A 25,272-nucleotide genomic window follows, 5' to 3' on the forward strand; every position below is an offset into this window, starting at 1 on the left:
CCTCACTGACCGCGTTGAGCGGCGTAACGGCGACAGGCCTCGCCGAAGGCCTGAAAGATGGCACGGTAGAACGGATGCTGTGTGACACGCCATTCCGGGTGCCACTGCACGGCCAGCAGGAACCCCGGCCCGGCACCGCGAAAGGCTTCGACCAGGCCATCCGGCGCGGTCGCTTCCACCACCAGTCCGTCGGCGAGCGTGGCAATGCCCTGCCCATGCAGCGAATTGACCAGCACCTCCGACCCGGAATGCATGCCGGCCAGCCAGCCGCCCGGCTGCAACTGCACCGGATGGGCCGGGCCGTATTGCGCCTCCAGTGCGGCGCTGCGGTCTTCACGGTGATCGGTCAGCCCGGGCACGGCATGCACGCGTTGATGCAGGCGCCCGCCGAGTGCGACGTTGACTTCCTGCAGGCCGCGGCAGATCGCCAGCAGCGGCAGGCCGCGTGCCAGCGCCTGCGGAATCAGCGCCAGGCTGGTGGCATCGCGCGCCGGATCGTGCGGATTGCCCTCCCAGCTCGCCTCATCGCTGTAGTGATGCGGCTCGACGTTGCTGACCGCCCCGGTGAGCAGCAGGCCATCCAGCCGGTCCAGCCAGGCGCTGGCGTCCAGGCTCGGCTGCAGGCTGGGCAGCAACACCGGCATGGCACCGGCCGCATCCACCACGGCGCGGATGTATTTTTCGCCTGCGGCCAGAAACGGATGCGGCCCGTGCAGGACGCGATCGGTCGGCAACCCGACCAGGGGAACGACAGCCATGCAGACATCCCGATGCGGTGTGTTGAACGGCAGATGCGCCCGAACTTACCGCGCCACCGCCGCCATTGCCAGGGCCGCTGCTTCGCCGGCCGGCGACCGCTCACGCCTGCTTTGCTAGGCTGGTCGGCGACCTCGCAGGTAGTGCCCATGGCTTCCGAGAACTCCGTCGCGTCCCTGCCCGCTGCCGACGCCGCCACCCTGGCGCGCATCCCCGGCTGTACCTCGGTGGACCTGTTGTTGCCCGACACCAACGGCGTGCTGCGTGGCAAGCGGGTCACCGCCGATGCACTGGGCAAGGTCTATCGCGATGGCGTGTGCCTGCCGATGTCGCTGATCGCCACCGACATCACCGGCAACACCGTGGAGGAGACCGGGCTTGGCTACGCGATCGGCGACGCGGACCGCATCTGCCGGCCGATTGCCGGCTCGCTGCGTCCGGTGCCCTGGGCGCCGCAGCCGATGGCGCAATTGCTGCTGGCCATGCATACCCCCGATGGCGGCCTGTTCGAGGTGGCTCCGCGCGCGGTGCTGCAGCGTGTACTGGCCGGCTTTGCCGCACGTGGCCTCACGCCGGTGGTGGCGGTGGAGCTGGAGTTCTATCTGTTCGATGCGGTGCCCGATGCCCAGGGGCGTCCGCAGACCCCGCGCGACCCGGTCACCGGCGCGCGCAGCGACAGCACCCAGGTGTATTCGCTGCAGGATCTGGACGAGCAGCGTGGCTTCACCGATGCGGTGACCGCCGCCTGCCGGCAGCAAGGCATCCCGGCCGACACCGCGGTGGCCGAATATGCGCCGGGCCAGTTCGAGATCAACCTGCAGCACCGCGCCGATGCGGTGGCGGCCTGCGACGAGGCCGTGTTGCTCAAGCGCACCATCAAGGCCATCGCGCAGCAGCAGGGCAAGCTCGCCAGCTTCATGGCCAAGCCCTTCCCCGGCCAGGCCGGCAGCGGCCTGCACCTGCATGTGAGCCTGCTCGATGCGGACGGCAACAACCTGCTCGCCAGCCCCGCCGACATGCCTGCCGGGCCGCTGCGCCACGCCATCGCCGGGTTGCAACGGCATGCGCAGGCGTCGTTGCTGCTGTTCGCCCCGCATGCCAACAGTTACCGGCGCTTCGTCAGCAATGCGTTCGTGCCGCTGGATGCCAGCTGGGGCTTCAACAACCGCACCGTGGCGCTGCGCATCCCGCACAGCGACGCGCGCAACACCCGCATCGAACATCGCATCGCCGGCGCCGATGCCAACCCGTATCTGGCCGCAGCCGCGGTGCTGGCCGGCATCCTGGACGGCGTGCAGCGCCCGGCCGAACCTACCCCGCCGGTCATCGGCAACGCTTATGCGCAGGGCGTGTTCCAGCCGCGCACCTGGCAGGGCGCGGTCGATGCGTTCCTGGCCAGCGAGTTCATCCAGGCGCAGTTGGGCAGCCAGTTCCGGCACGTGTACGGCCAGCAGAAGCAACGTGAGCTGCTCGACTATCAGGCGCTGGTGCCGGACATCGATTACGCCCGGTACCTGCGCGTCGTGTGATGACCAGGCCGGACGCCGCCGTGCCGCAGACCAGGACGCCGGACGGGTATCCGGACAGCTGGTACGCGCGCAGTGCGCCGGCGCTGCCCGCGCAACCGCGCCTGCACGGCGCCCAACGCGCGGACGTGTGCATCCTGGGCGCAGGCTATACCGGCCTGACCGCGGCGCTGGCGCTGGCCGAGGCCGGTTACCAGGTAAGCGTGCTGGAAGCCCGGCGCATCGGCTGGGGCGCCTCAGGGCGTAACGGCGGCCAGGCCATCGTCGGCTACGGCTGCGAGCAGGAAACCCTGGAAGCGCTGGTCGGCGACGCCGATGCACGCCTGCTGTTCGATTTCTCACGCGATGGCATGCGCCTGTTGCGCCAGCGCATTGAGCGCCACGCCATCGCCTGCGACTGGCGTGACGGCCATGCCCACGTCCCGCTCAAGCCGCGTCAGGCGCGCGCGTTGCAGCACGGCATCGTGCGCATGGCCGAGCGCTACGACTACTCGCTGCAGTGGTGGGACCGCGCACGCACGCGCGCGGTACTGGACAGCCCGCTGTACCTGGGTGCGATGTTCGACCCCGCCAGCGGCCACCTGCACCCGCTGGCCTATGCGTTCGGGCTGGCGCGTGCAGCGCTCGCCGCCGGGGTGCGGATCTACGAGGACTCGGCGGTGACCCACCTGGATCAGGGCGCCCGGGTCACCCTGCACAGCGCCGAAGGCAGCGTGAGCGCCGCATTCGGCGTGATTGCCGGCAATGCCCTGCTGCAGGGCCTGGCGCCGGCCCTGGAGCAGCGCATCATGCCGGTGGGTACCTACGTCGGGGCCACACCGCCGTTGGGCCAGGCACGCGCGCGCAGCCTGATCGCCAACGACATGGCGGTGGCCGACACCAATTGGGCGCTGGACTACTACCGGCTCAGTGCCGACCACCGCCTGCTGTTCGGTGGGCGCGCCAGCTACTCCGCGCGCCCGCCGCGCGGCCTGCAGCGCCTGATGACCCAGCGCATGCACACCGTGTTCCCGCAGCTGCGCGACGTGCCGCTGGAGACGGTATGGGGCGGCTATGTGGACATCTCACGGAACCGGGCGCCGCACTGGGGCCGGCTCGCGCCCAATCTGTACTTCGCGCAAGGCTTCTCCGGCCACGGGGTGGCCGCCACCGGCCTGGCCGGCCAGGTCATCGCCGAGGCGATCGCCGGCCACAGCCAGCGGCTGGATGTCTTTGCGCGCATCCCGCACCGCCGCTTCCCCGGCGGGCAGCGGCTGCGCACACCGCTGCTGGTCGCGGCGATGAGCTGGTACCGGCTGCGCGACGCGCTGTGGTGAGCGCGCCTGCAACGCCGCCGCACGGGCAGCGACACAGTGCTCAAGTTTTGGCGAGCAGAGCCGTTAGCTGATCTGACGGTTCGATCCATACGGCCAGCCGATGTCCCCAGGTACCCTCCATCGCAACAGTGAAAGTGCAGTCCTGCCGCAGCGCGTGTTGCTGGTGGAGAACTCGCGCACGTTCACCAGCATGCTGCGCGAAGCCATCGAGCAACGCGTGGAACTGCCGGTCACGGTCGTTTCGACCCTGGCCGAAGCCGCACGCGTGCTCGACGAAGAGGATGGCTGGTTTCTGGTCCTGACCGGCCTGGTGCTGGTCGACGGCGACCGCGACAAGGTCGTGGAATTCTTTCTCTCGCGCAACCTGCCGACCGTGGTGGTCAGCGGCGTCTACGACGAAGATTTGCGCCAGCGCGTGCTGCAGCAGCAGATCATCGATTACGTGCTCAAGAACGCGCCCGGCAGCATCGAATACCTGGCCTGGCTGGTGCAGCGCCTGGAGCGCAATCGCCGCATCGGTGCGTTGGTGGTGGACGATTCGTTGTCCGCACGCACCTACGCCGCCGCGCTGCTGTCGATGTACGGCTATCGGGTGGTGCTGGCGGCCGACGGTGCGGCCGGGCTGGAAGCGATCGAACGCGATCCCGGCATCCGCCTGACCATCGTCGACCAGGAAATGCCGGGCATGGAAGGCGTGGAATTCACCCGCCGGCTGCGTGCGATCCGCTCGCGCGACAAGGTGGCGGTGATCGGCATCTCCGGCAACAGCGACTCGTCGCTGATTCCGCGCTTTTTGAAGAACGGCGCCAACGACTTCTTGCGCAAGCCCTTTTCGCGCGAGGAATTCTTCTGCCGCGTCTCGCAGAACGTGGACCAGCTGGAACTGATCGGCACGCTGCAGGATCTGGCCACGCGCGACTTCCTCACCGGCCTGCCGAACCGGCGCTACTTCCTGGAACAGAGCCAGCGGGTGATTCCCAAGCTGCTGTCGCAGGACCAGTCGGTGACCGCGGCGATGCTCGACATCGATCACTTCAAGCACATCAACGACACCTGGGGCCACGAAGCCGGTGACCAGGCGCTGCGTGCGGTGGCGGCCTCGGTATCCGGGCATGCGCGCCCGCAGGACCTGGTGGCGCGCTTCGGCGGCGAAGAATTCTGCCTGCTGGTGCCGGGGCTGGATGCAGCCAATGCCACCAGCTACTTCGAAACCCTGCGCGAACGCATCAGCGCGCTGCGCGTGCGGATCGGCGAGGACACCCTGAGCATGACGGTGAGCATCGGCGTGTGCATTGCGACCGAAGGCGAGCAGTCACTGCATCACCTGTTGAACGAAGCCGACAAGCATCTGTATCTGGCCAAGGCCGGCGGCCGCAACCAGGTGCGCCTGGCGAGCTGATCCCGCCTTGACCGCAGGCCCGAGCGGCGCCTGCAGATGACGCGCTTCACCAGCGCCTTGATCCAGATCAACGCGCTGTCAGCGCGTGCGGCCTAGCCTGTGCCCATCGCATTGGGCAAGGTACTTCGATGGCACTGCTGGTCTGGCAGGACGACCTCAACACCGGGATCGAGGTCATCGATCACCAACACCGGCGCATCGTGGACATGATCAATCAGTTGCATGTGGCGCACACCAGCCTGCAGCGCCTGGCCGTGGCCGAGGTCATCGACGAGCTGATCGACTACACCCTGTCGCATTTCGCGTTCGAAGAAGAATTGATGCAGGAAGCCGGCTACCCCTTCAGCCTGGCGCACGCGCGCGTGCACCAGGTCTTCGGCAAGCGCGTTGGCGACTATCGGCTGCGCTTTCAGGCAGGCGAGGACGTCAGCGAAGACCTCCGCAACATGCTCTCGCGCTGGTTGTTCAACCACATCCGCGGCGACGACCAGGCGTACGCGCCGCAGGTCATCGCCCATCTGAACCAGTTCGCGCGCACCCATCAGCACGGCAGCTGGCTGGGACGCACCCTGAAGCGGATCTTCCGCTAGCGATCCTTCCGTCGGAAACGCGTCCGCGCGCGACAAGACGGTCTCGCTGAAGGCCAGCGCGCGCCACCACGCCTATGCGAACGGCGTGCGCTGCATCGTGCGGCGACGCGATCGCCGCGCGACCATCAACGCCAGCAGGCTCAGCACCGCGGCAGCGCCCAGATAATGACCTACCGCCTGCACGCCGTAGCGTGCGGCCAGCTGCGTGGCGACATACGGTGCCGGCGCCGCGCCCAGGATGCTGGCCAGATTGAACGACAACGATGCGCCGGTGTAGCGCACCTCGGTGGGGTACAACTCCGCCAGCAAGGTGCCGCATGGGCCGTAGGTCAAGCCCATGAAGAAGAAGCCCAGCGCAAGAAAGGCCAGCACCTGCAACGGGTGACCGGCCTGAAACAACGGCGCGAACGCCAGGCCGAAGGCGATGATGGCGACGCTGGCCAGCATCATCGCTAGCGGCGCGCCATGGCGGTCGCCGAACCTGGCCGACACTGGAATGCCGGCGGCAAAGAACACGATGCCGGCCATCTGCAGCAACAGGAACTGTTCCTTGTCGTAGCCCAGCGTCTTGGTGCCGTAGCCCAGCGCGAACACGGTCATCAGATAGAACAGCACGAAGGTGGCAAACGCACCCAGCGTGCCGATGATCAACGCCGGCCAGTGCCGCGAGAGCACCGCACCCAGCGGCAGGCGCACGCGCGTCTTGCGATCCAGCGCCTGCTGGAAGTCAGGGGTTTCGGTAATGCTCAGGCGCACCCACAAGCCGGTCAGCACCAACAACGCGCTGGCCAGGAACGGGACGCGCCAGCCCCATGCCATGAAGGCGGCATCGTCCAGCACCGCGCCCATGCCCAGAAAGGTACCGGTGGACAACAAGAACCCCAGCGGCGCACCCAGCTGCGGAAACATGCCGTACCACACGCGCTTGCCCGGTGGCGCGTTTTCGGTGGCCAGCAGCACCGCCCCGCCCCACTCGCCGCCCAGGCCCAGGCCCTGACCGAAGCGACATACCGCCAGCAGCGCAGGCGCGAGCACGCCGATCTGCGCGTAGCCGGGCAGCAGCCCGATCACCACCGTGGACAGGCCCATCGTCAGCAAGGCCGCCACCAGGGTGGCCTTGCGCCCGACCCGATCGCCGAAGTGACCGAACACCGCCGAGCCCACCGGCCGCGCGATGAAGGCCACCGCAAAGGTCGCCAACGACTGCAGCATCGCCGCACTGCCATCGCCGGCCGGAAAGAACAACGTCGGGAACACCAGCACCGCAGCGGTGGCGTAGATGTAGAAATCGAAGAACTCGATGGTGGTGCCGATCAGGCTGGCAAACAGCACGCGCGCGGGCGAATTGGTGGGCGTGGCGAGCGGCGCGGCGGCAGTCATCGTGGGTCGGCATCCATGGAACGAGACGGCCGATTCTGGCAGATCGGGGCAACGCTTTGCGCAGGCAAACCGGTCGGTAAAAAGTTACAGGCGTGACCGACGGGGCTGTGGATCGCGTCCTGCTCGTCTTGAATCAGATGTGTTCGACCAGGTGTCCGGCAACGCGTCACCGGACCGTCAACTGCTTGACCTGCACGGTGTGAGGTCTTCGCGTCTGCTGCAGGGCCCTTGCCCGCCCACCATCGCAGGACACGCCGCAAGTACGTTCTTTTAGGCTCCGTAGCGGCATCCATGCCGCCAAGGGTCCCGCGACGATGGGCGGACAAGGACCGGTTAAGTTGCTCGGTCTGTACAGCTTTCAAAGCGGCAGGAACTCGCTCAACCGCTCTGTGGCGACTGCCCTGCTGATCGCTGCATCTGTTCCGCCAAGCCGACCGGCGTCAGTACCGCGAACTGCCGCTCGCCGCGATCTTCCACGCGCACCCAATCCGGACCCGGTTGACCGTCCAGGTTTGCCGTCCCCAACCAGGCAAGCGTGCGCAGCAGCACGCTCATGCGCACGCCCAGCTGCTTGCAGAGCTTCGGCAACGACACGCCCTCGGGCGCGTCGGCCAGGGTGTGCAACAGCTGGGCGGTGAGCTGCGGATCAGCGGACAAGCACCGCTCCGATGTCGCGTGGCGCTGCATCAGCGGTTTCGGCGCGATGCGGCAACACGATCACCGGAATCGACTTGGAGGTTGGCGTACGTGCTTCGTCGGCAAAGCTCGACAGCGGCACCAATGCGTTGGTTTCCGGGTAGTACGCCGCCAGGCAGCCGCGCGGGATGTTGTAGTCCACCAGCAGGAAGCGACGTGCCTCGCGCCGCACGCCGTCATCGCAGAGGCTTTCCAGGTCCACCCAGTCGCCGGCTTTCATGTTCAACGCCGCGATGTCGGCGCCGTTGATGAACAGCACGCGACGTTCGCCGAACACACCGCGGTAGCGATCGTCCAGCCCGTAGATGGTGGTGTTGTACTGATCATGCGAGCGCGTGGTGGCCAGCGTGAACACCATCTGGTCGGTCCGGGTACGGCGCGCGCGATGGATGGGGTTGTCGGTCGGCACCGCATGCGGCTTGAACACCGCGCGCTGTTCCGGGGTCACCCACTGGCGATCGCGCGCGGTGTTGGACAAGCGGAACCCACCGGGTGTGCGCACGCGCTCGTTGAAGCCGGCAAAGTCCGGGAACACCTGCGCAATCAGGTCGCGCACGCGGTCGTAGTCGCCCACCAGCCAGCGCCAGCGGATCGCGCTGCGCGCGCCCAGCGTGGCTTCGGCCATGCGCGCCACGATCGCCGGCTCGGACAGCAAATCAGGCGAAGCCGGCGGATTGATGCCGGCCGACAGGTGCACCATGCTCATCGAATCCTCCACCGTCACACCCTGCGAGCCGGCGTCCTGGATATCGATTTCGGTACGGCCCAGGCACGGCAGGATCAGCGCATCGCGCCCGTGCACCAGATGGCTGCGATTGAGCTTGGTGGTGACGTGCACGGTGAGTTCGCAGTTGCGCAGCGCGCGGTGCGTGGCATCGGTATCCGGCGTGGCCGCGGCAAAGTTGCCGCCCATCGCAAAGAACACCTTGCCGCGCCCGTCCAGCATCGCCTCGATCGCGCCCACGGTGTCGAAGCCATCTGCGCGCGGTGGCGCAAAGCCGAACACCGACTGCAGCTTGTCCAGGAATGCGGCCGGCGGCTTTTCGTAGATCATCATCGTGCGGTCGCCCTGCACGTTGCTGTGCCCGCGCACCGGGCACACGCCCGCGCCCGGACGGCCCAGGTGGCCGCGCAGCAACAGCAGGTTGGTGATCATGTGGATGGTGGCCACCGAATGCTTGTGCTGGGTGATGCCCATGCCCCAGCAGGCGATCACGCGCTCGGCATTGAGATAGATCTCGCCGGCCTTGCGCAGCGCCGCCTCGTCCAGACCGGATTCCTCGACGATGGTGTCCCAGCGCTCGGCCTGCACATCGGCCGCGAACGCGTCGAAGTTGGCGGTGTGCTCGGCGATGAAATCCAGGTCCAGCAACCGCGGCGTGCCTTCGCGCTGGGCTTGCGCGTCGCGCTCCAGCACATGCTTGATGATGCCCTTGATCGCGGCCAGGTCGCCGCCGATCTTGAGCTGGAAATAATCCGAGGCGATACGCGTGGAGCCGTTGTGCAGCATCTCCAGCTTGTCCTGCGGGTCGGCGAATTTTTCCAGCCCGCGCTCGCGCAGCGGATTGAAGGCCGCAATCGCCGCGCCACGCTTGGAGGCCTCACGCAACTCGCCCAGCATGCGCGGATGATTGGTGCCCGGATTCTGGCCGAAGATGAAGATGGCATCGGCCAGTTCGAAATCGTGCAAGGACACCGTGCCCTTGCCCACGCCGATCTGCGAACGCAGCGCGGTACCGGACGGCTCGTGGCACATGTTGGAGCAGTCGGGGAAGTTGTTGGTGCCGAACTCGCGCACGAACAACTGATACAGGAACGCTGCCTCGTTGCTGGTGCGCCCGGAGGTGTAGAAGATCGCCTCGTCCGGGCTTGCCAGCCCGTTGAGATGGCTGGCGATCTGCGCAAACGCAGCGTCCCAGCTCACCGGCACGTAATGGTCGGTGGCCGCGTCATAGCGCATTGGGTGGGTTAGCCGGCCCTGGCCTTCCAGCCAGTAATCGCTGTACTGCGACAGCAGGCTGACGCTGTGCGAGGCAAACAGCTCCGGCCCGGCGCGGCGCGCGGTGGACTCGGCCGCCACGGCCTTGGCGCCGTTTTCGCAGAATTCGAAGGTGGAGGTGTGATCGCGGTCCGGCCAGGCACAGCCCGGGCAGTCGAAGCCGTCCGGCTGGTTGGCATGCAGCAGCGTCTTGGCGCCCTGCACCGCGATGTCCTGTTCCATCAGGTGCTTGGCGACCGAGCGCAAGGCGCCCCAGCCACCGGCGGGATTGTCGTACTGCTTGATGGTCTTCTTGCTCATGCGGGCTCTCCCACGGCAACGCCCAGGTCCAGGCGTTGTGGATGGCTGTAAACAACACAATCGTGATTGCGGGCAAACCCGATCAGGGTCAGTCCCGCGCTGTCGGCCAGGCTGATCGCCAGGGCGGTCGGTGCCGAAATCGCTGCCAGCAGCGGAATCCGGGCCTGCGCGGCTTTCATGGCCATCTCGTAACTGGCGCGGCTGGTCACCACCGCAAACCCTTGCGATGCATCGATGCGCGCGCGCGCCAATGCACCGATCAACTTGTCCAGGGCGTTATGCCGGCCCACGTCTTCGCGGACCAGTTGCACCACGCCGTTTGCATCGGCCCAACCGGCCGCGTGCACCGCACCGGTCTGCGCGGCAATCGGCTGCTGCGCATGCAAGGCCTCCAGCGCACGTGCCAATGCATCCGCATCGATCCGCAGCGTGGACTGCACCACCGGCGGCACACGCAGCACCGCCTCGATCGATTCATTGCCGCACACGCCGCAACCGCTGCGCCCGTCCAGATTGCGCCGCCGCTGGTCCAACGCCGCCGCGCGCTCGGGCGGTACCTCGATCTGCAGCGAGGCGCCTTCCAGAAACGTCTCCACCGCCACCACGCGCAGGTCCTGCGCGTGATCGACGATGCCTTCGCTCAAGGAAAACCCGAGGGCGAAATCCTCCAGGTCCTCCGGCGTGGCCATCATCACCGCGAACGGCACCTGGTTGTAGATCAGGGCAACCGGCATTTCGGCCGCCACCATGTCCTGCACCGTGGCACCGCGGCCGCCGCGATGGCGGATCACGGTGCGCACCACACTGCCCGGGCGCACCGTGCGGGAAGACGGACTGGTCATCTCACCTCAATGGAACAGCACGAAGGCTTTCTGCAGCGTCACCCAGATGCCGAACGCCATGGGGATGCCGACAGCCAGCCAGGCAAACGCCACCAGCGCGGGGTTGCCGCCATGACCGATGCGCGCCATCTGCTCCGGCGGCAGCACCGCATGCCCGCTGCGATCGACCTTCTCGTGCGCCAGCTGCTTTTCGCGTGCCAGCTCGTCGGGCGTCATGAAGTGACGCGCGGCCACCGGACGCACCAACAGATTGCAGATCAGGCCGAGCACGAGCATGCCGGCCAGGATGTACATGGTGGTGTTGTAGACCTGTGACGGCGGGCTGCCGTGCGCCAGCTGGTACTCGCGCATATACCCCACCACCACCGGGCCAAGGATGCCGGCGGTGGCCCACGCCGTCAGCAGACGGCCGTGGATGGCGCCGACCATCTGGGTGCCGAACAGATCGGCCAGATAGGCGGGAATGGTGGCAAAACCGCCGCCGTACATCGACAGGATGATGCAGAAGATGCCCACGAACAGCGCGATGCCGCCCACGCCACCGGCCGACGGCGCCGCGGCGTACAGGCAGATGCCCAGCACGAAGAACAGCGTGTAGGTGTTCTTGCGACCGAGCTTGTCGGACATGCTGGCCCAGAAGAAGCGGCCACCGATGTTGAACAGGCTCAGCAGGCCGGTGAAGCCGGCCGCGATGGCCGCGATGCTGGCCAGCTGGGTCGGATCCAGGCTGCCGAAGCCGACGTCCACCCCGATCAGACGGCCGCCGAACACTTCCTGCAGCATCGGCGAGGACATGCCGATCACGCCGATACCGGCCGAGACGTTCAGGCACAGCACGCCCCACAGCAACCAGAACTGCGGGATGCCCCAGACCTTTTTCACGTGCACATGGTTGGCGGTGATCATGGCGTTGTTGCTGGCCACCGGCGCGGTCCAGCCGGCCGGGGTCCAGCCGCTCGGCGGCACGCGATAGCCGAACGCGCCGGCCATCATGAAGACGAAGTACAGCGCGGCCATGACCAGGAAGGTTTCCATCACGCCCACCGAGGTCGGCGTGGCGAAGTGGCGCATCAGCGCGTCGGCCAGCGGGCTGCCGATCATCGCACCGCCACCGAAGCCCATGATCGCCATGCCGGTCGCCATGCCGCGACGGTCCGGGAACCATTTGATCAGCGTGGACACCGGCGAGATATAGCCCAGACCCAGGCCGATGCCGCCGATCACGCCCGAACCCAGCCACAGCATCCAGATCTGATGGAAGTGGATACCGGCCGCCGAAATTACCAGGCCGCCGCACCAGCACAGCGCCGACACCACACCGGCCTTGCGTGGGCCGGCACGTTCCAGCCAGCCGCCCCAGATCGCCGCCGAACAGCCCAGCAGCACGAAGAACAGCGTGTACATCCACTGCAGCTCGCTGATCTTCCAGTCGCAGGTGGTGGCCACCATGCGCGCGAACAGGCCCATGTCGGCCGGGCAGGCAATCGCTTCGGTGATGCCCAGCGCCTTGGACAGCGGCAACCAGAACACGCTGAAGCCATAGGCCATGCCGATGCACAGATGGATCGCCAGTGCAGCCGGCGGAACCAGCCAACGATTGAACCCCGGACGCGCAACGATGCGCTCCTTGGACAGCAGACCGGCGTCAGCGCCGCTGGCTGTCGCCACGGTGGACCCTTGCGTCATTCCCATTTCCCCAAAAATAAAGTGCGATGAACTGCGATAAAGACGATTGACGGCTGCGATCGATTGGCGTGTTGCGATAAGGGCAGCGACGACAACCAGGCCCAACTGGCGGTTGTCTGGCGCATCATCGGCAATCCTTGCCGCTTTGCAATGCTTGGCGACGCCCCCGTAGCGTTCCATCGCATGGCCATCCCCACGCCACGCAGGCGTTCTGTGAGATTAGCGGCCGGGGCTGCGACTAATTGACTAGTTCTTATGGACTAACTCCACAGGCGCCGGCCGGGCGCCCCGCGCCATGTGCCGCATTCCCGCCATCGCCCGGGTGACGGCCGACACGATGCCTGCGTACAGTCGGGCGACACCCCGCAACGGAGCCGGCCATGCACGACCCACTTGCGCACGACGACGCGCCTGCGCTGCCTGCACCCGGGCCGCTGGAGGCGTTCTGGATGCCGTTCACGGCCAACCGCCAATTCAAGGCCCGCCCTCGCCTGCTCGCCTCCGCCGCCGGCATGTATTACCGCGACGTCGATGGCCGGCAGATCCTGGACGGCACCGCTGGCCTGTGGTGCTGCAACGCCGGCCACGCGCGCGAACGGATCGTGGCGGCAATCCGCGACCAGGCCGGCACGTTGGACTTTGCTCCCACCTTCCAGATGGGCTCACCGCTGCCATTCGTGCTGGCGCAACGCCTGGCCGCCCTCGCCCCGCCCGGTCTGGGCCATGTGTTCTTCACCAACTCCGGCTCGGAGGCAGTGGATAGCGCGATGAAGATCGTGCTGGCCTATCACCGCCTGCGCGGCGAGGGCCAGCGCACCCGCTTCATCGGCCGCGAGAAGGCGTACCACGGGGTGGGCTTCGGCGGCATGTCGATCGGCGGGCTGCCCAACAACCGCAAATGGTTCGGCCCGTTGCTGGCCGGCACCGACCACCTGCGCCACACCCTGGATCTGCAGCGCAACGCCTATTCGCGCGGGCTGCCGGTGCACGGTGCCGAGCTGGCCGACGATCTGGAGCGGCTGATCACCCTGCACGATGCCTCCACGATCGCCGCGGTGTTCGTCGAACCGGTGTCCGGCTCGGCTGGCGTGATCCTGCCGCCGGAGGGCTACCTGCAGCGGTTGCGCGCCATCTGCGACCGCCACGGCATCGTGCTGGTGTTCGACGAGGTGATCACCGGCTTTGGCCGGGTCGGCGAAGCGTTCGCGGCGCAGCGCTTCGGTGTCACCCCGGACATCATCACCGCCGCCAAGGGGCTGACCAGCGGCACCGTGCCGATGGGTGCGGTGCTGGTGGCCGATGCCATCTTCGATGCCTTCATGCACGGCCCGCAGCAGGCGATCGAGCTGTTCCATGGCTATACCTACTCCGGCCATCCGCTGGCCTGCGCGGCGGCGATCGCCACCCTGGATACCTACGCCGAAGAAGACCTGTTCACGCGTGCGATCACGCTTGGCACGCAGTGGGAAGAGGCGTTGCACGGTTTGCGCGGCCTGCCGCACGTGATCGACATCCGCAACATCGGCTTGATCGGTGCGATCGAGCTGGCGCCGCGCGACGGTGCCCCCGGTGCGCGCGGCTACGAGGTGTTCGAGCGCTGCTTCCACGACGGCGGCCTGCTGGTGCGGGTGACCGGGGATGTCATTGCGCTGTCACCCCCACTGATCGTCAGCCCCGAACAGATCGGGCAGATGGTCCAGACGCTGGCGGGGATCCTGCGTCAGCTGGAGTGAGTGTGGCCAAGGCGGCAGCCCGGTGCGTAACGGGCGCGGCCGCAACGGCACTGCTCTGTTCGACGCGCCGCGCGATGGGGCGCTTGGCGGGAGGCGGCCTTTCCAGCACATGCTCGACAACGCCGCGGCATCCACCCGGGTCGCGGCAGTGGCCGGCGGCACCGCGCACGGATGGTGCCGCCTGCATGCAGCAGGCAGGCAGTCCGTTTGCGGCCGGGCACCGCCCGGTCCGCTGCCGCGTTCGCCATCCAAACGTGCTCGCGTGTCACGCCGCAGGCAGCACGTCAAGCGCGCAAAGCCGGGGCAGGCTCACTACAATGCCGGCCCCGCACTCCCCCGCCGTTGCCGCATGAACATCGTTGTTAAAGAAGAACTCAAGGCCTATATCGATCCGCTGACCCCCGACGAGCACGAGGCGCTGGAGCGCAGCCTGCTGGCTGAAGGCTGCCGCGACGCCTTGGTGCTGTGGGGCGATGTGCTGGTGGATGGCCACAACCGCTATGGCATCTGCCAGAAGCACGGGCTGCCATTCCAGACCGTGCAGAACCCACGCTTCCAGTCGATGCAGGACGTGCATCTGTGGATGATCGAGCAGCACCTGGGCCGGCGCAGCGTCTCCGACTTCCAGCGTGGCGTGCTGGCGTTGCGCAAGCGCGAGATCCTGGCGCTGCGCCAGCGCACCCAGCGCGATGCCGATGCCGCCGCCGAAGCGCCCCTGCAGGCCGACGCGCACGCGGAAAGCGGCGGCGATGACAGCGCCATGCGTGACAGCAGCGCCGCCCAGGCGACCGAAGACACCGACAGCCCGCCGTGGGAAGAGACCTCCACCCCGGTCAGCCGCGCCGAGCTGGCACGCGAGGCGCGCCTGAGCAGCAACCAGGTGGTGATGATCGAGCGCATCCATAAACAGGCCGCCCCGGAAGTGGTGCAGGCGGTGAAGTCCGGCGAGATTTCCATCAGCGCTGCTGCTGCCGTGGCGACCTTGTCCGAAGACGAACAGCGCGCCGCCGCACAGGCGGGCAAGGCCGAACTGAAGCAGGCCGCCAAGCGCGTGCGCGACGCCAAGCGCAAGCCCAAGTCGGACGAGGCCGAAGGCGGCGAAGCCGAACGCCGCGACCTCAAGGCCTTGCAACGCCGCGTCACCGAGCTGGAAAACGAAAACGCCGCCCTGCAGTCCAAGGTCGCCGCACTGCAATCGCAGCTGGAACGTCTGCGCGGCTAAGTGCGCACCTGCCGGTCCGGCAAGCCTGCCCGTGGTAGGAGCGCACCCGGGCGCGACGAAGCATTACCGGTAACGCCTCGCGCCCAGGTGCGCTCCTACACGGGCGACTGGTCGCATCGCGACCGGACCGACCGCCTGCGCAATACGCCGCTAGTGGCAAGTCATTCCAGCCAGAGCACGCCATTGTAGGAGCGCACCTGGGCGCGACAGGCATTCCCGATAAAGCCCGTCGCGCCCAGGTGCGCTCCTACGACGGCAACAGCCGCTGGGTCGCCCCAACCCAAGCGCGGCTGCAGCAAAAGCACGCAAGACGCGGCCACCAACCTGCGCGCGTGGTGGCGCCACCTGCCGTGGACATGCCCTGGTCAAACGACTGGGTACACTTCACTGATGGAACCCAGTCTCAGCACTCCCCGTCCGATCGATCCGCGTCGCGCGCAGCTGCAGCGCATGAAGCTACTGGCAGTAGCGTTGCTGCTGGCCATGTTCGCCGGCTTTGTCGTCAGCCACCTGATGGGCGAGCAAGGCATCTGGGCCTGGGTGTCGGCGTTTTGCGAAGCGGCCACCGTCGGCGCACTGGCCGACTGGTTTGCGGTGGTGGCGCTGTTCCGCCGCCCGATGGGCCTGCCGATCCCGCACACCGCCATCTTGCCGCGCGGCAAGGAGCGCCTGGCCGATGGGCTGGCGGTGTTCGTGCGCGATCAGTTCCTGGCGCCCGAGGCGTTGATGGACAAGCTGCGCGTGTTCGACCCGGCCAGCCGCCTAGGCGAGTGGCTGGCCAAGCCCGAGCAGGCACGCATGCTGGCGCAGATGGCGCGCGGCTGGATGTTGCAGGCGCTGGAACTGCTGGACGAAGCGGCGGTGCGCCGTGCCATCCAGCGCTTTGTCGTGGACCGCCTGCGCAAATGGAATGCCGCCGCCACGGTCGGCGATGTCATGGCCCTGCTCACCACCGACGGCCGCCATCAGAAGTTGCTGGACGAAGTGCTGCTGCGGCTGGGGCAATGGCTGGACCAGGAACAGGTCAAGACGCGCGCCTCCGCGCTGATCGTGCGCTATGCGCGCCGCGAGTGGCCCAAGCTGGTCGGCACGGTGAACTGGGTCAAGCCGATCGAGGAGATCGGCGACAGCCTGGCCGACCGCATGGCGCGGGCCGCGCTCGAAGAATTGCAGGACATCCTCACCACGCCCGACCATCCCATCAGGCTCGACTACGAGGCCTGGCTGCAGGGCTACATCGCGCGCCTGCGCGACGAGCCGGAGATGGCCGCGCGCGTGGAAGACCTCAAACAGCGCGCGATCGAACATCCGGCATTGCAGGAGTATGTGCAGGGGCTATGGGGCGAAATCCGCGATGCCCTGCGCAACGACCTGGCGCGTGAAGAGTCGTCGATGGCCGCGCACATGGAGCGCTCCATGCAATCGCTAGGCCAGGCCCTGTCGCAGGATCCTTCGCTGCGCGAGGCGCTCAACCAGCATATGTTGCAGGCCGCCGACAAACTCACCACGCGGCTGCGCGCATCGGTCACCGAGCACATCGCGTCGACCATGAAAAGTTGGGACGAACGTCACCTCGTCGAACAATTGGAATTGGGTGTCGGACGCGATCTGCAATACATTCGCTTCAACGGAACGTTGGTCGGTGGACTGATCGGCCTTGCCCTTCACGCACTGTCGATCTGGCTATCGTTCTGATGCACTGACACGACGATGATCGCCCAGACGGTGCGGCCGATGCCGCGGGGGACACTGCACGCAGCCGGATGATCGTCAGGCGGTACCACGAAGCCGACAGTGTTGTCGGCCAGCACACTGGGCACGCAACAGGCAAGGCAAAGGAACGAAGATGCCGAACGGCCGCTGGGATCTGCGCAGGAAATACGGGCGCCGCGCGTTTGCCAGCGTCTTGCTGATTCTCACCGCAGGCCTGATTGCGGCCATCGCCACCGGAGTCTGGCTCCACCGGCACAACGAGCTCGAGCGCGAGCAGCGTTTTCAGTATGTGGTGCGCACCTTGGCGCGCAACATCAGCGAGCGCATGTATACCTTCGAGCACGGCCTGCGCGGTGCGCGTGGCGCGGTGATCGGCGCCGGCAGCGATGTGATCAGTCGAGAGCGCTTCACCCTCTACAGCCGCTCGCGGGATTATTCGCGCGAGTTCCCCGGCGTGCTGGGGTACGGCTATATCCACCGGGTCGCACCGTCCGAGGAGGCCGCGTTCCTGCAGGCCGCACGCGCCGACGGCGCACCGGACATCCACCGGCGCCTGCTCGCGCCGTGGGAAGGCGAGCGCTACCTCGTGCTGTATTTCGAACCCGAATCCTCGGGCAACCGCCCGATCGGTCTGGACATCGCCTCCGAACCACGGCGCCGCGCCGCCGCCTTGCAGGCCGCGCGCAGCGGCTCCCCGATCATGACCTCGCCGATCTCGTTGTCGGGCTACCGCGTGCCCACCGAAAGCGGCTTTCTGGTGCTGCTGGCGGTGTATCGCGAAGGCATGCCGCTGCAGACCCCGCAGCAACGCATGGCGGCCACCAGCGGCTGGGTGTATGCGCCCTTCAGTGTCGAGCAGATGGTGCAAAGCGCGCTGGGCGAGCGCAACGATGTGGCGCTGGACCTGTCCGACCGCAACGAGCCGACCCACAATTTCTATCGCAGCGGTACGCCGATCAGCGACAGTGCGCGGCGCCCGCCGGTGGTGCAGTTGTTGCCCATCTATGGCCGCACCTGGGTCATCACCGCCCAGCCGACCGCCAGTTTCGTGGCCTCGCTCAACCAGACCTCGCCCTGGCTGGTCGGCGGCCTGGTCATGGCGACCTCGGTGTTGTTTGCCGCCGTGCTTGCGCTGTATTTCAGCAACGGGCTGCGTCGCGAAGAAGTGCTGCGCAAGCAGATGGAACTGGCCGCGCTGGTCAGCCATTCCAGCGAGGCCATCGTCGCCGAAACACCGGACGGCCGCATCACCCACTGGAATCCGGCGGCCGAGGCCATGTTCGGATACACCGCCGACGAGGCGATCGGCCAGGACCTGACAGGACTGCTGTCACCGCAGCCCTATGCGATGCCGCAGGTCGACCACGCCGACGATGCGCGTCTGGGCAACGCCTCTGCAGCGCAGCGCATGCGCCACCGCGATGGCCAGCACGTGCACGTGCTGGCCAGCAAGGCACCGATCATCGATGCCGATGGCACGCTCAGCGGGCATTCGCACTTCTTCCGCGACATCTCCGACCGGGTGCGCTCGCATCAGCGCATCGTCGATCTCAATGCCTCGCTCGAACATCAGGTGGCCGAGCGCACCAGCGAACTGGTGAAGTTCTCGGTGTTGCAGCGCGCGATCCTGGCGCACGCCGGCTACGCCATCATCGCCGCCGACTCCAGCGGCTTTGTCACGCTGTTCAACCCTGCTGCGGAAAAACTGCTGGGTTACACCGCCGAGGATGTGATCGGCCGTCGCAAGGTCAGCCAGTTCGTCGAAGCCGAAGAATTGCAGGAACGCGCGCACCGGCTGTCCGAACAGACCGGCGTCCCGGTGGCGCCCACCCTGGAGGCGGTTGCCGCGCTGACCAGCCTGGGGCGCAGCGACACCAGCGAATGGACCTACGTCGGTCACGACGGCCGCCGCCTGCCGGTGCTGCTGACCTTGAGCACCTTGCGCGACGACAACGACCAGGTGATCGGTTACCTCGGCGTCGCGGTGGATCTGACCGAGCAGAAACTGCACGAAAAACAGCTGCGCCTGGCGATGGATGCCGCCAAGAGCGCCAACCAGTCCAAGTCCGATTTCCTGGCCAACATGAGCCACGAAATCCGCACGCCCATGAATGCCATCCTGGGCATGTTGTACCTGCTTCAGCGCAGCGAACTTCCCGGCGCGGCGCAGGACATGGTCACCAAGATCGATCGCTCCGCGCGCACCCTGCTGGAAATCATCAACGACATCCTGGACTTCTCCAAGATCGAAGCCGGGCGAATCGATCTGGAACGTGCGCCGTTCGACCTCAACCAGTTGTTCGACAACATCGCCGACCTGATGCGCTCTTCGCTCAGTGCAAAACCGGTGGAGATGATCGTCGAGCCACTGCCGCGCGAGGGCCGCTGGCTGCTGGGCGATGCACTGCGCATCAACCAGGTGCTGGTCAACCTGGTCGGCAACGCCATCAAGTTCACCGAGGAAGGCGAAGTGGTGCTGTCGGTGCGGCGCTTCCCCAGCGGCGACCCCAACAAGGTCAAGCTGCTGTTCTCGGTACGCGACACCGGCATCGGCATTTCCAAGGAAAAGCAGAGCCTGATCTTCTCCCCGTTCCTGCAGGCCGACACCTCCACCAGCCGTCGCTATGGCGGCAGCGGGCTGGGCCTGACCATCAGCCGACGCCTGATCGAGCTGATGGGCGGCGAGCTTGAAGTGGAGAGCGTGCCCGGCCGCGGCAGCGAGTTTTACTTCGTGGTGACGCTGGAAAAGGCCGCGCCCCCCACTGCGCATCAGGAGCTCCCGGCGCTGCCGCCGGAGGCGATGCCGCGGGTGTTGATCGCCGACGACCACGATGCGGCGCTCAACAACCTGGTGCGTATCACCACCGAGCTCGGCTGGCGCGTGGACGCAGTGGCAAACGGCCAGGCCGCGCTGGCCGCCATCGAACAGGCCAGCGAGCCGTACGACATCTTCCTGCTCGACTGGCGCATGCCCGACATCGACGGCGTGGCGATCGCCCGCCAGATCCGCGCGCGCGCAGCGCCCGGCCCGCACCCGGTGATCGTGATGGTCACTGCCTACGAACGGCGCCTGCTGGAGCAACACCCCGAACAACAGGACCTGGACGCGGTGATGACCAAGCCGGTGACCACGGCCGCGTTGCATCGGCTGGTGGAGCAGCTGGTGGAGCAGCGTCCGGGCGCCCGCCCGGTGACGCCGACCTTCGTCGCACGGCGGCTGGAAGGCGCGCATCTTCTGCTGGTGGACGACAGCGACATCAACTGCGAGGTGGCGCAACGCATCCTCGAAGGCGAAGGTGCCATGGTCACTGTCGCCCATGACGGCGAGCAGGCGGTCAATACGCTCAAACGCGCGCCCGATCTGTTCCACCTGGTGCTGATGGATGTGCAGATGCCGGTGGTGGACGGCTACGAAGCCACCCGCCGGCTGCGGCAGATCCCCGCCCTGGCCAGCCTGCCGGTGATTGCGTTGACCGCCGGCGCGTTCCGCCCGCAGCAGGAAAAAGCGCTGGAGGCCGGCATGAACGGCTTCATCGCCAAACCGTTCAATGTCGAGGAACTGGTCACCGCGATCCGCCATTTCATGCGTCCCGGGGCCAAGCGCATTCCGTCGCTGCCGCACGAAACCGCCGTGGCGGCCGGTCCGGCGTGGATGCACGACACGCCGGAGCTGCTGGACGCGGCGCGTGCGCACAGCCTCTGGCGCGACCGCGAGCCCTACGTGCGTTATCTGATCAAGCTGCTGCGCGACAACCCGGACCCGGCCGAGGTGGCGGCCGAGCATCTGCGCCGCAACGAGCTGCCCGCCATCGGCGCGCTGGCGCACAAGCTGCGTGGCGCTGCCGGCTCGCTGGCGCTGCCGGCCCTGGCCGGCGCGGCGGGCGATCTGGAAACCCGCATCGAAGACGGCCACGACATCACCGCCTCGTTGCTCGCGCTCAAGGACGTGATGCAGCGCACCGCCGACGCGATTCGCGCCTTCGTGCAGGACGACGCGCAGGAGGCCGACAGCGACGATGCCGGCGTTGCGCTGGATGCCGACAGCCTGCAGATCCTGCAGGCCGCCTTCGCCAGCGACGACGCCGACAAGATCGACCACGCACTGCTGATCTGCGCACCGCGCCTGCCGCGCAGCCTGCAGGAGGAACTGCAGCGCGCGGTGGAGGACTTCGACTTCCGCCGCGCCGAAGCCACCCTGCGCGACTGGCACGCCACCCACCCACGCTGACCTCGATCTCCTGCCCGACTGCAAGGATCCTCCATGCCGTCCCGTCCCCTGCTCTGTGTCGACGACGAATCCAGCAACCTGGCCACCTTGCGCCAGCTGCTGCGCGACGATTTTCCGCTGGTCTTCGCCAAGACCGGCGGCGAGGCGCTGGATGCGGTGACGCGCCATCAACCGGCATTGATCCTGCTAGATGTGGAATTGCCCGACATGGACGGCTACGCGGTGGCTCGCACGCTCAAGCAGCAGCCGGCCAGCCAGACCATCCCGATCCTGTTCGTGACCGCTCGCAGCAGCGAACAGGACGAACGCGCCGGGCTGGACGCCGGCGCGGCCGACTACGTCAGCAAGCCCTACTCGCCGGCCCTGCTCAAGGCGCGCATCGGCACGCAACTCAAACTGGCCGAATGCACACGCCTGGCGCAGCAATACCGCGACGCGATCCACCTGCTGGGAACGGCCGGCCAGGGCCAGGACGTGGACACCGGCGCGCATATCTGGCGCATGGCGGTATACGCACGTGTGCTGGCCGAAGCCGCCGGCTGGTCGCCGCAGCAGGCCCAGGTACTGCAGGATGCCGCACCGCTGCACGACGCCGGCAAGATCGCCGTGCCCGGCAGCATCCTGCACAAGCCTGACGCGCTGGACGAGCACGAGCGCTCGGTGGTACGGCAACACCCGCAGGCCGGGCACGACCTGCTGCGCCACGGGCGCGGGCCGGTGTTCCAGCTGGCCGCCGACATCGCCCTGCATCACCACGAGTGCTGGGACGGCAGCGGCTACCCGCAAGGGCTGGCCGGCGAAGCCATCCCGGAGGCGGCGCGCATCGTGGCGGTGGCCGATGTGTTCGACGCGCTGTGCGGCCGGCGCGCGTACAAGGCGCCGTGGACGGTGGAAGACGCCATGCGCAAGATCGAGAGCATGGCGGGCAAGCAGCTGGAACCGCGCCTGGTACAGCACTTTCGCGAGGCATTGCCGCAAATCCTGCAGATCAAGGACGCCTGGGACAGCCCTGCCGCATAGCGCTGATTCGGGTAGCCAAGACAACCGCCCATTCGCGATGTCGGGTTGGCTGTCTTCCGCCGTACCCTCACCCCAACCCCTCTCCCGCAGGGAGAGGAACTTTGCCCAGGTGCCATCATTATCAGCGTACTGCGGCTTGATCCTTCTCCCTCCGGGAGAAGGTGGCGCGCAGCGCCGGATGAGGGTTCCGCGTGCTGCGTCTTGATCCTTCTCCCTTCGGGAGAAGGTGGCGCGCAGCGCCGGATGAGGGTGCGGGCCACTCAGGGACGACCAGGCGACGACGCATCACGTCGCGCGCCCTCTATCGCCATCGCACGCTGCTACCTCACCACTAGCCGCTCAGCCGCAAGCCTCTGCGTCAACGCCACCGCCCAACATCCAACCCACCGCGTCTGCATCGACAAGCACGCACTGTTGCCCAAGTGCGCTTGAACCCCGCCCCACACCAGCGGACAATACCCATGTTGCGCCGCACAACACCGTGCGACGCGGGCCGAACCGGACGCTCCACTGGCGCCGTCGATGCAGCCCCGCAACCGAGAGTCCGATGTCTTCCAGCGTGTCCGACGCCGGCACCGCCCCGCCGCGTTATCCCGACTACCGCATTATTTCGCTGATCCTGGCCTGCGCCATTTTCATGGAGCAGATGGATGCCACGGTGCTGGCGACCGCGCTGCCTACGCTGGCGCGCGACTTCGGCGTGGCCGCGCCGGCCATGAGCATCGCCATGACCAGCTACCTGCTGGCACTGGCGGTGCTGATCCCGGCCAGCGGCGCCATCGCCGACCGCTTCGGCCTGCGCCGCGTGTTCGGCGCTTCGATCTGGGTGTTCGTCGCCGGCTCGATCCTGTGTTCGCTGGCCGACAGCCTGCCCACCATGGTGGCCGCACGCGTGCTGCAGGGCACTGGCGGCGCGATGATGGCCCCGCTCGGCCGGCTGATCCTGCTGCGCACGGTAGAGCGCCGCCATCTGGTCTCCGCGATGGCCTGGACCCTGGTGCCCGCCTTCATCGGCCCGATGCTGGGGCCGCCGCTGGGCGGGTTCTTCGTTTCGTATCTGGACTGGCGCTGGATCTTCTACATCAATGTGCCGATCGGCATCGCCGGCTTCCTGCTGGTGCGCCGGTTCATCCCGGAGATTCCCACCGAGACTGCGCCAACACGTTTCGATCTGCGCGGGTTCGTGCTGTGCGGCGTGGCGCTGGGCTGCCTGTTGTTCGGCCTGGAAATGGTCAGCCAGGACGACGGCATCGGCGTGGCCAGCTGGTTGCTGGCCACCGGCGCGGCCGCTGCGCTGGGCTATCTCTGGCATGCGCGCAACCACCCCGCCCCATTGCTGGACCTGAGCTTGCTGCGCATCGATTCGTTCCGGCTGTCGGTGATCGGCGGCGCACTGATGCGCATCACCCAGGGCGCGCATCCCTTCCTGCTGCCCTTGCTGTTCCAGATCGGCTTCGGCATGAGCGCCGCGCACAGCGGCCGCCTGATCCTGGCCACCGCACTGGGCGCGCTGCTGATGCGCAGCATCACCCCGCAGCTGCTGCGCCGCTTCGGCTACCGCAACAGCCTGATCGGCAATGGCGTGCTGGCCAGCCTGGGCTACATGGTGTGCGCGCTGTTCCGCCCCGACTGGCCAGCGGCGCTGATGTTCGGCCTGCTGCTGTGCTGCGGCGCCTTCATGTCGTTCCAGTTCGCCGCCTACAACACCATCGCCTACGAAAACGTACCCAGCGCGCGCATGAGCCGCGCCAGCAGCCTGTACACCACCTTGCAGCAGCTGATGCTCTCGGTGGGCGTGTGTGCCGGCGCGATGATCCTCAAACTGGCCATGCTGGCCGGCGACCACACCCAACCGGCGCAGCGCGATTTCTCGCTGGCGTTCTGCGTGGTCAGCCTGATCTCGCTCAGCGCCACCTGGTGGCATGTGCGTTTCGACAAGGATGCTGGGCAGGAAATGAGCGGGCACCGCGCCAAGTGCTGAACGATTCCGGCGCCTTGCACGCGCATTACGTGCATGTGGGGCACATGACGTGCCGCGGCACCCGTTGAATCGCGGGAACACGAACGTCTGTCGCACGTGACCGCATCAGGGCGGGCAGGATGCGCCGCTCCGCCACAGCTTCGGGACGGCGCAGCATCCAGCCAGCGCCCCGCCTATGCGCCAGAGGGCGGCAGGGCGGCCAGGATCGCGTGTCGGCAGGCAGCAAGAATGTCGTCGGCAAGCGGAGAGTCGTCAGGGCACGCCCTGGACAGCACGATGGCACCGACGGCGTGCGCCATCAGGTCCAGCTGCCTGGCACGCGTTGCCGCCGCCTCATCGTCGCCTGCCTGAGTGTCGTGTGCGGCAAGCCCGGCCACGATGCGCTCGATGCCGTCTGCAAAGGCGGCTCGCACTTCTTCCGATTGACGTGCGGCATCGGCGCCCAACGCGGCCATCGTGCACCCGGTTGCCGGGTTGTCGCGATGTGAGCGCGAAACATACAGGTTGACGAATTCGGACGCGTCGACCTGGGCGCTCTGCTCCACCGTCTGTGCGATGCCGCAGGCAGCCGACTCGGCCATCAGCGCCGCCTTGGACCGGAACTGCTTGTAGAAGCCGCCATGGGTAAAGCCGGCCGCGCCCATCAGGTCCGCCACCCCGACGCCGTCGTAGCCCCGCTCGCGAAACAGCCTGGACGCGATGGCGACCACATGGGCTCGGTTGGCCTGTGCCTGCGCCTTGCTGACCTTCATGTCCAACCTCTAACGAGGACCCTCCTCGAAAGGCCCAGCATACATTGATGCCGTTCGTCATCAAAACCTTGACCTTATAGATGATGAAGGCAATCATTGGCACTCACCCGGTTGCGCCCGGCGCGTCCGGTCG

Annotated in this window: 17 protein-coding genes; 10 read left to right on the forward strand and 7 right to left on the reverse strand. The window is 67.2% G+C overall.

All coding sequences use genetic code 11. From position 1 onward, the window contains the following. Window positions 1-2 precede the first annotated feature (2 nt). Window positions 3-758 carry a gamma-glutamyl-gamma-aminobutyrate hydrolase family protein gene (locus tag ACCQ12_RS11565; protein WP_372381757.1) on the reverse strand — a complete coding sequence of 252 codons (756 nt, stop codon included), beginning with the start codon at window positions 756-758 and terminating at the stop codon, window positions 3-5. A gap of 147 nt (window positions 759-905) precedes the next feature. On the opposite strand from ACCQ12_RS11565, the gene ACCQ12_RS11570 reads away from it, so the two are divergent. The 4 genes from ACCQ12_RS11570 (at window position 906) to ACCQ12_RS11585 (ending at window position 5,587) form a co-directional block, all read left to right on the forward strand. Then, window positions 906-2,285: a glutamine synthetase family protein gene (locus ACCQ12_RS11570; RefSeq protein ID WP_372381758.1), complete on the forward strand. Its 1,380-nt coding sequence runs from the start codon at window positions 906-908 to the stop codon at window positions 2,283-2,285. Then, the gene (locus ACCQ12_RS11575) at window positions 2,282-3,598 is read left to right on the forward strand and encodes an NAD(P)/FAD-dependent oxidoreductase (RefSeq protein ID WP_372381759.1); all 1,317 of its coding nucleotides are present in this window, start codon (window positions 2,282-2,284) and stop codon (window positions 3,596-3,598) included. The genes ACCQ12_RS11570 and ACCQ12_RS11575 overlap by 4 nt, the downstream gene beginning before the upstream one ends. A 100-nt stretch (window positions 3,599-3,698) precedes the next feature. After that, complete coding sequence (locus tag ACCQ12_RS11580; RefSeq protein ID WP_039407869.1) at window positions 3,699-4,997, forward strand: diguanylate cyclase; 1,299 nt, start codon at window positions 3,699-3,701, stop codon at window positions 4,995-4,997. Between the two features lie 128 nt (window positions 4,998-5,125). Continuing rightward, complete coding sequence (locus ACCQ12_RS11585; protein WP_104579590.1) at window positions 5,126-5,587, forward strand: bacteriohemerythrin; 462 nt, start codon at window positions 5,126-5,128, stop codon at window positions 5,585-5,587. Window positions 5,588-5,659: 72 nt separating this feature from the next. Here the strand turns inward: ACCQ12_RS11585 and ACCQ12_RS11590 are convergent, their stop codons facing one another. The 5 genes from ACCQ12_RS11590 to ACCQ12_RS11610 all read right to left on the reverse strand — a co-directional run bounded on the left by ACCQ12_RS11590 (window position 5,660) and on the right by ACCQ12_RS11610 (window position 12,490). Beyond that, window positions 5,660-6,967: an MFS transporter gene (locus ACCQ12_RS11590; RefSeq protein WP_372381760.1), complete on the reverse strand. Its 1,308-nt coding sequence runs from the start codon at window positions 6,965-6,967 to the stop codon at window positions 5,660-5,662. A 378-nt stretch (window positions 6,968-7,345) separates the two neighbouring features. Further along, window positions 7,346-7,624, reverse strand: a complete 279-nt coding sequence (locus ACCQ12_RS11595) for a hypothetical protein (RefSeq protein WP_047693457.1) — start codon at window positions 7,622-7,624, stop codon at window positions 7,346-7,348. Further along, window positions 7,614-9,962 carry an FdhF/YdeP family oxidoreductase gene (locus ACCQ12_RS11600; protein ID WP_166744465.1) on the reverse strand — a complete coding sequence of 783 codons (2,349 nt, stop codon included), beginning with the start codon at window positions 9,960-9,962 and terminating at the stop codon, window positions 7,614-7,616. The genes ACCQ12_RS11595 and ACCQ12_RS11600 overlap by 11 nt, the downstream gene beginning before the upstream one ends. Beyond that, complete coding sequence (gene fdhD / locus ACCQ12_RS11605; RefSeq protein WP_104579587.1) at window positions 9,959-10,804, reverse strand: formate dehydrogenase accessory sulfurtransferase FdhD; 846 nt, start codon at window positions 10,802-10,804, stop codon at window positions 9,959-9,961. The genes ACCQ12_RS11600 and fdhD overlap by 4 nt, the downstream gene beginning before the upstream one ends. A gap of 6 nt (window positions 10,805-10,810) precedes the next feature. Beyond that, window positions 10,811-12,490 carry an OFA family MFS transporter gene (locus tag ACCQ12_RS11610; protein ID WP_039407881.1) on the reverse strand — a complete coding sequence of 560 codons (1,680 nt, stop codon included), beginning with the start codon at window positions 12,488-12,490 and terminating at the stop codon, window positions 10,811-10,813. Between the two features lie 380 nt (window positions 12,491-12,870). Here ACCQ12_RS11610 and aptA point away from each other — a divergent pair, with 380 nt between their 5' ends. The 6 genes from aptA (at window position 12,871) to ACCQ12_RS11640 (ending at window position 24,387) form a co-directional block, all read left to right on the forward strand. Then, the gene (gene aptA, locus ACCQ12_RS11615) at window positions 12,871-14,223 is read left to right on the forward strand and encodes an omega-aminotransferase AptA (protein WP_372381761.1); all 1,353 of its coding nucleotides are present in this window, start codon (window positions 12,871-12,873) and stop codon (window positions 14,221-14,223) included. A 349-nt stretch (window positions 14,224-14,572) separates the two neighbouring features. Further along, entirely contained in the window at window positions 14,573-15,445 is an 873-nt protein-coding gene (locus ACCQ12_RS11620) for a plasmid replication/partition related protein (RefSeq protein WP_372381762.1), read from the forward strand. Between the two features lie 390 nt (window positions 15,446-15,835). Beyond that, complete coding sequence (locus ACCQ12_RS11625) at window positions 15,836-17,140, forward strand: DUF445 domain-containing protein (RefSeq protein WP_047693451.1); 1,305 nt, start codon at window positions 15,836-15,838, stop codon at window positions 17,138-17,140. Between the two features lie 151 nt (window positions 17,141-17,291). After that, window positions 17,292-21,386, forward strand: coding sequence for a CHASE domain-containing hybrid sensor histidine kinase/response regulator (locus ACCQ12_RS11630; protein WP_372381763.1), 4,095 nt, complete (start codon window positions 17,292-17,294; stop codon window positions 21,384-21,386). Window positions 21,387-21,419: 33 nt separating this feature from the next. Further along, complete coding sequence (locus tag ACCQ12_RS11635; protein ID WP_104579582.1) at window positions 21,420-22,406, forward strand: HD-GYP domain-containing protein; 987 nt, start codon at window positions 21,420-21,422, stop codon at window positions 22,404-22,406. 547 nt (window positions 22,407-22,953) lie between these two features. Then, a complete protein-coding gene (locus ACCQ12_RS11640) occupies window positions 22,954-24,387 on the forward strand; it encodes a DHA2 family efflux MFS transporter permease subunit (protein ID WP_372381764.1) in 1,434 nt (477 codons plus the stop codon). A gap of 173 nt (window positions 24,388-24,560) precedes the next feature. On the opposite strand, the gene ACCQ12_RS11645 is transcribed toward ACCQ12_RS11640, so the two are convergent. Beyond that, window positions 24,561-25,139 (reverse strand): TetR/AcrR family transcriptional regulator, encoded by a 579-nt coding sequence (locus ACCQ12_RS11645; protein WP_372381765.1) that lies wholly within the window; start codon window positions 25,137-25,139, stop codon window positions 24,561-24,563. Window positions 25,140-25,272: the final 133 nt, after the last annotated feature.

Origin of the sequence: Xanthomonas sp. NCPPB 1068 (assembly GCF_041479385.2) — a bacterium.
In the GTDB taxonomy this organism is placed as follows: Bacteria; Pseudomonadota; Gammaproteobacteria; order Xanthomonadales; family Xanthomonadaceae; genus Xanthomonas; species Xanthomonas cannabis.

Bases quoted from the DNA above. Each gene is read 5' to 3' on its own strand.
- ACCQ12_RS11565 (WP_372381757.1), bottom strand. From the start codon at position 758: ATGGCTGTCGTTCCCCTGGTCGGGTTGCCGACCGATCGCGTCCTGCAC.
- ACCQ12_RS11570 (WP_372381758.1), top strand. From the start codon at position 906: ATGGCTTCCGAGAACTCCGTCGCGTCCCTGCCCGCTGCCGACGCCGCC.
- ACCQ12_RS11580 (WP_039407869.1), top strand. From the start codon at position 3,699: ATGTCCCCAGGTACCCTCCATCGCAACAGTGAAAGTGCAGTCCTGCCG.
- ACCQ12_RS11585 (WP_104579590.1), top strand. From the start codon at position 5,126: ATGGCACTGCTGGTCTGGCAGGACGACCTCAACACCGGGATCGAGGTC.
- ACCQ12_RS11590 (WP_372381760.1), bottom strand. From the start codon at position 6,967: ATGACTGCCGCCGCGCCGCTCGCCACGCCCACCAATTCGCCCGCGCGC.
- ACCQ12_RS11600 (WP_166744465.1), bottom strand. From the start codon at position 9,962: ATGAGCAAGAAGACCATCAAGCAGTACGACAATCCCGCCGGTGGCTGG.
- fdhD (WP_104579587.1), bottom strand. From the start codon at position 10,804: ATGACCAGTCCGTCTTCCCGCACGGTGCGCCCGGGCAGTGTGGTGCGC.
- ACCQ12_RS11610 (WP_039407881.1), bottom strand. From the start codon at position 12,490: ATGACGCAAGGGTCCACCGTGGCGACAGCCAGCGGCGCTGACGCCGGT.
- aptA (WP_372381761.1), top strand. From the start codon at position 12,871: ATGCACGACCCACTTGCGCACGACGACGCGCCTGCGCTGCCTGCACCC.
- ACCQ12_RS11620 (WP_372381762.1), top strand. From the start codon at position 14,573: ATGAACATCGTTGTTAAAGAAGAACTCAAGGCCTATATCGATCCGCTG.
- ACCQ12_RS11625 (WP_047693451.1), top strand. From the start codon at position 15,836: ATGGAACCCAGTCTCAGCACTCCCCGTCCGATCGATCCGCGTCGCGCG.
- ACCQ12_RS11630 (WP_372381763.1), top strand. From the start codon at position 17,292: ATGCCGAACGGCCGCTGGGATCTGCGCAGGAAATACGGGCGCCGCGCG.
- ACCQ12_RS11635 (WP_104579582.1), top strand. From the start codon at position 21,420: ATGCCGTCCCGTCCCCTGCTCTGTGTCGACGACGAATCCAGCAACCTG.
- ACCQ12_RS11640 (WP_372381764.1), top strand. From the start codon at position 22,954: ATGTCTTCCAGCGTGTCCGACGCCGGCACCGCCCCGCCGCGTTATCCC.
- ACCQ12_RS11645 (WP_372381765.1), bottom strand. From the start codon at position 25,139: ATGAAGGTCAGCAAGGCGCAGGCACAGGCCAACCGAGCCCATGTGGTC.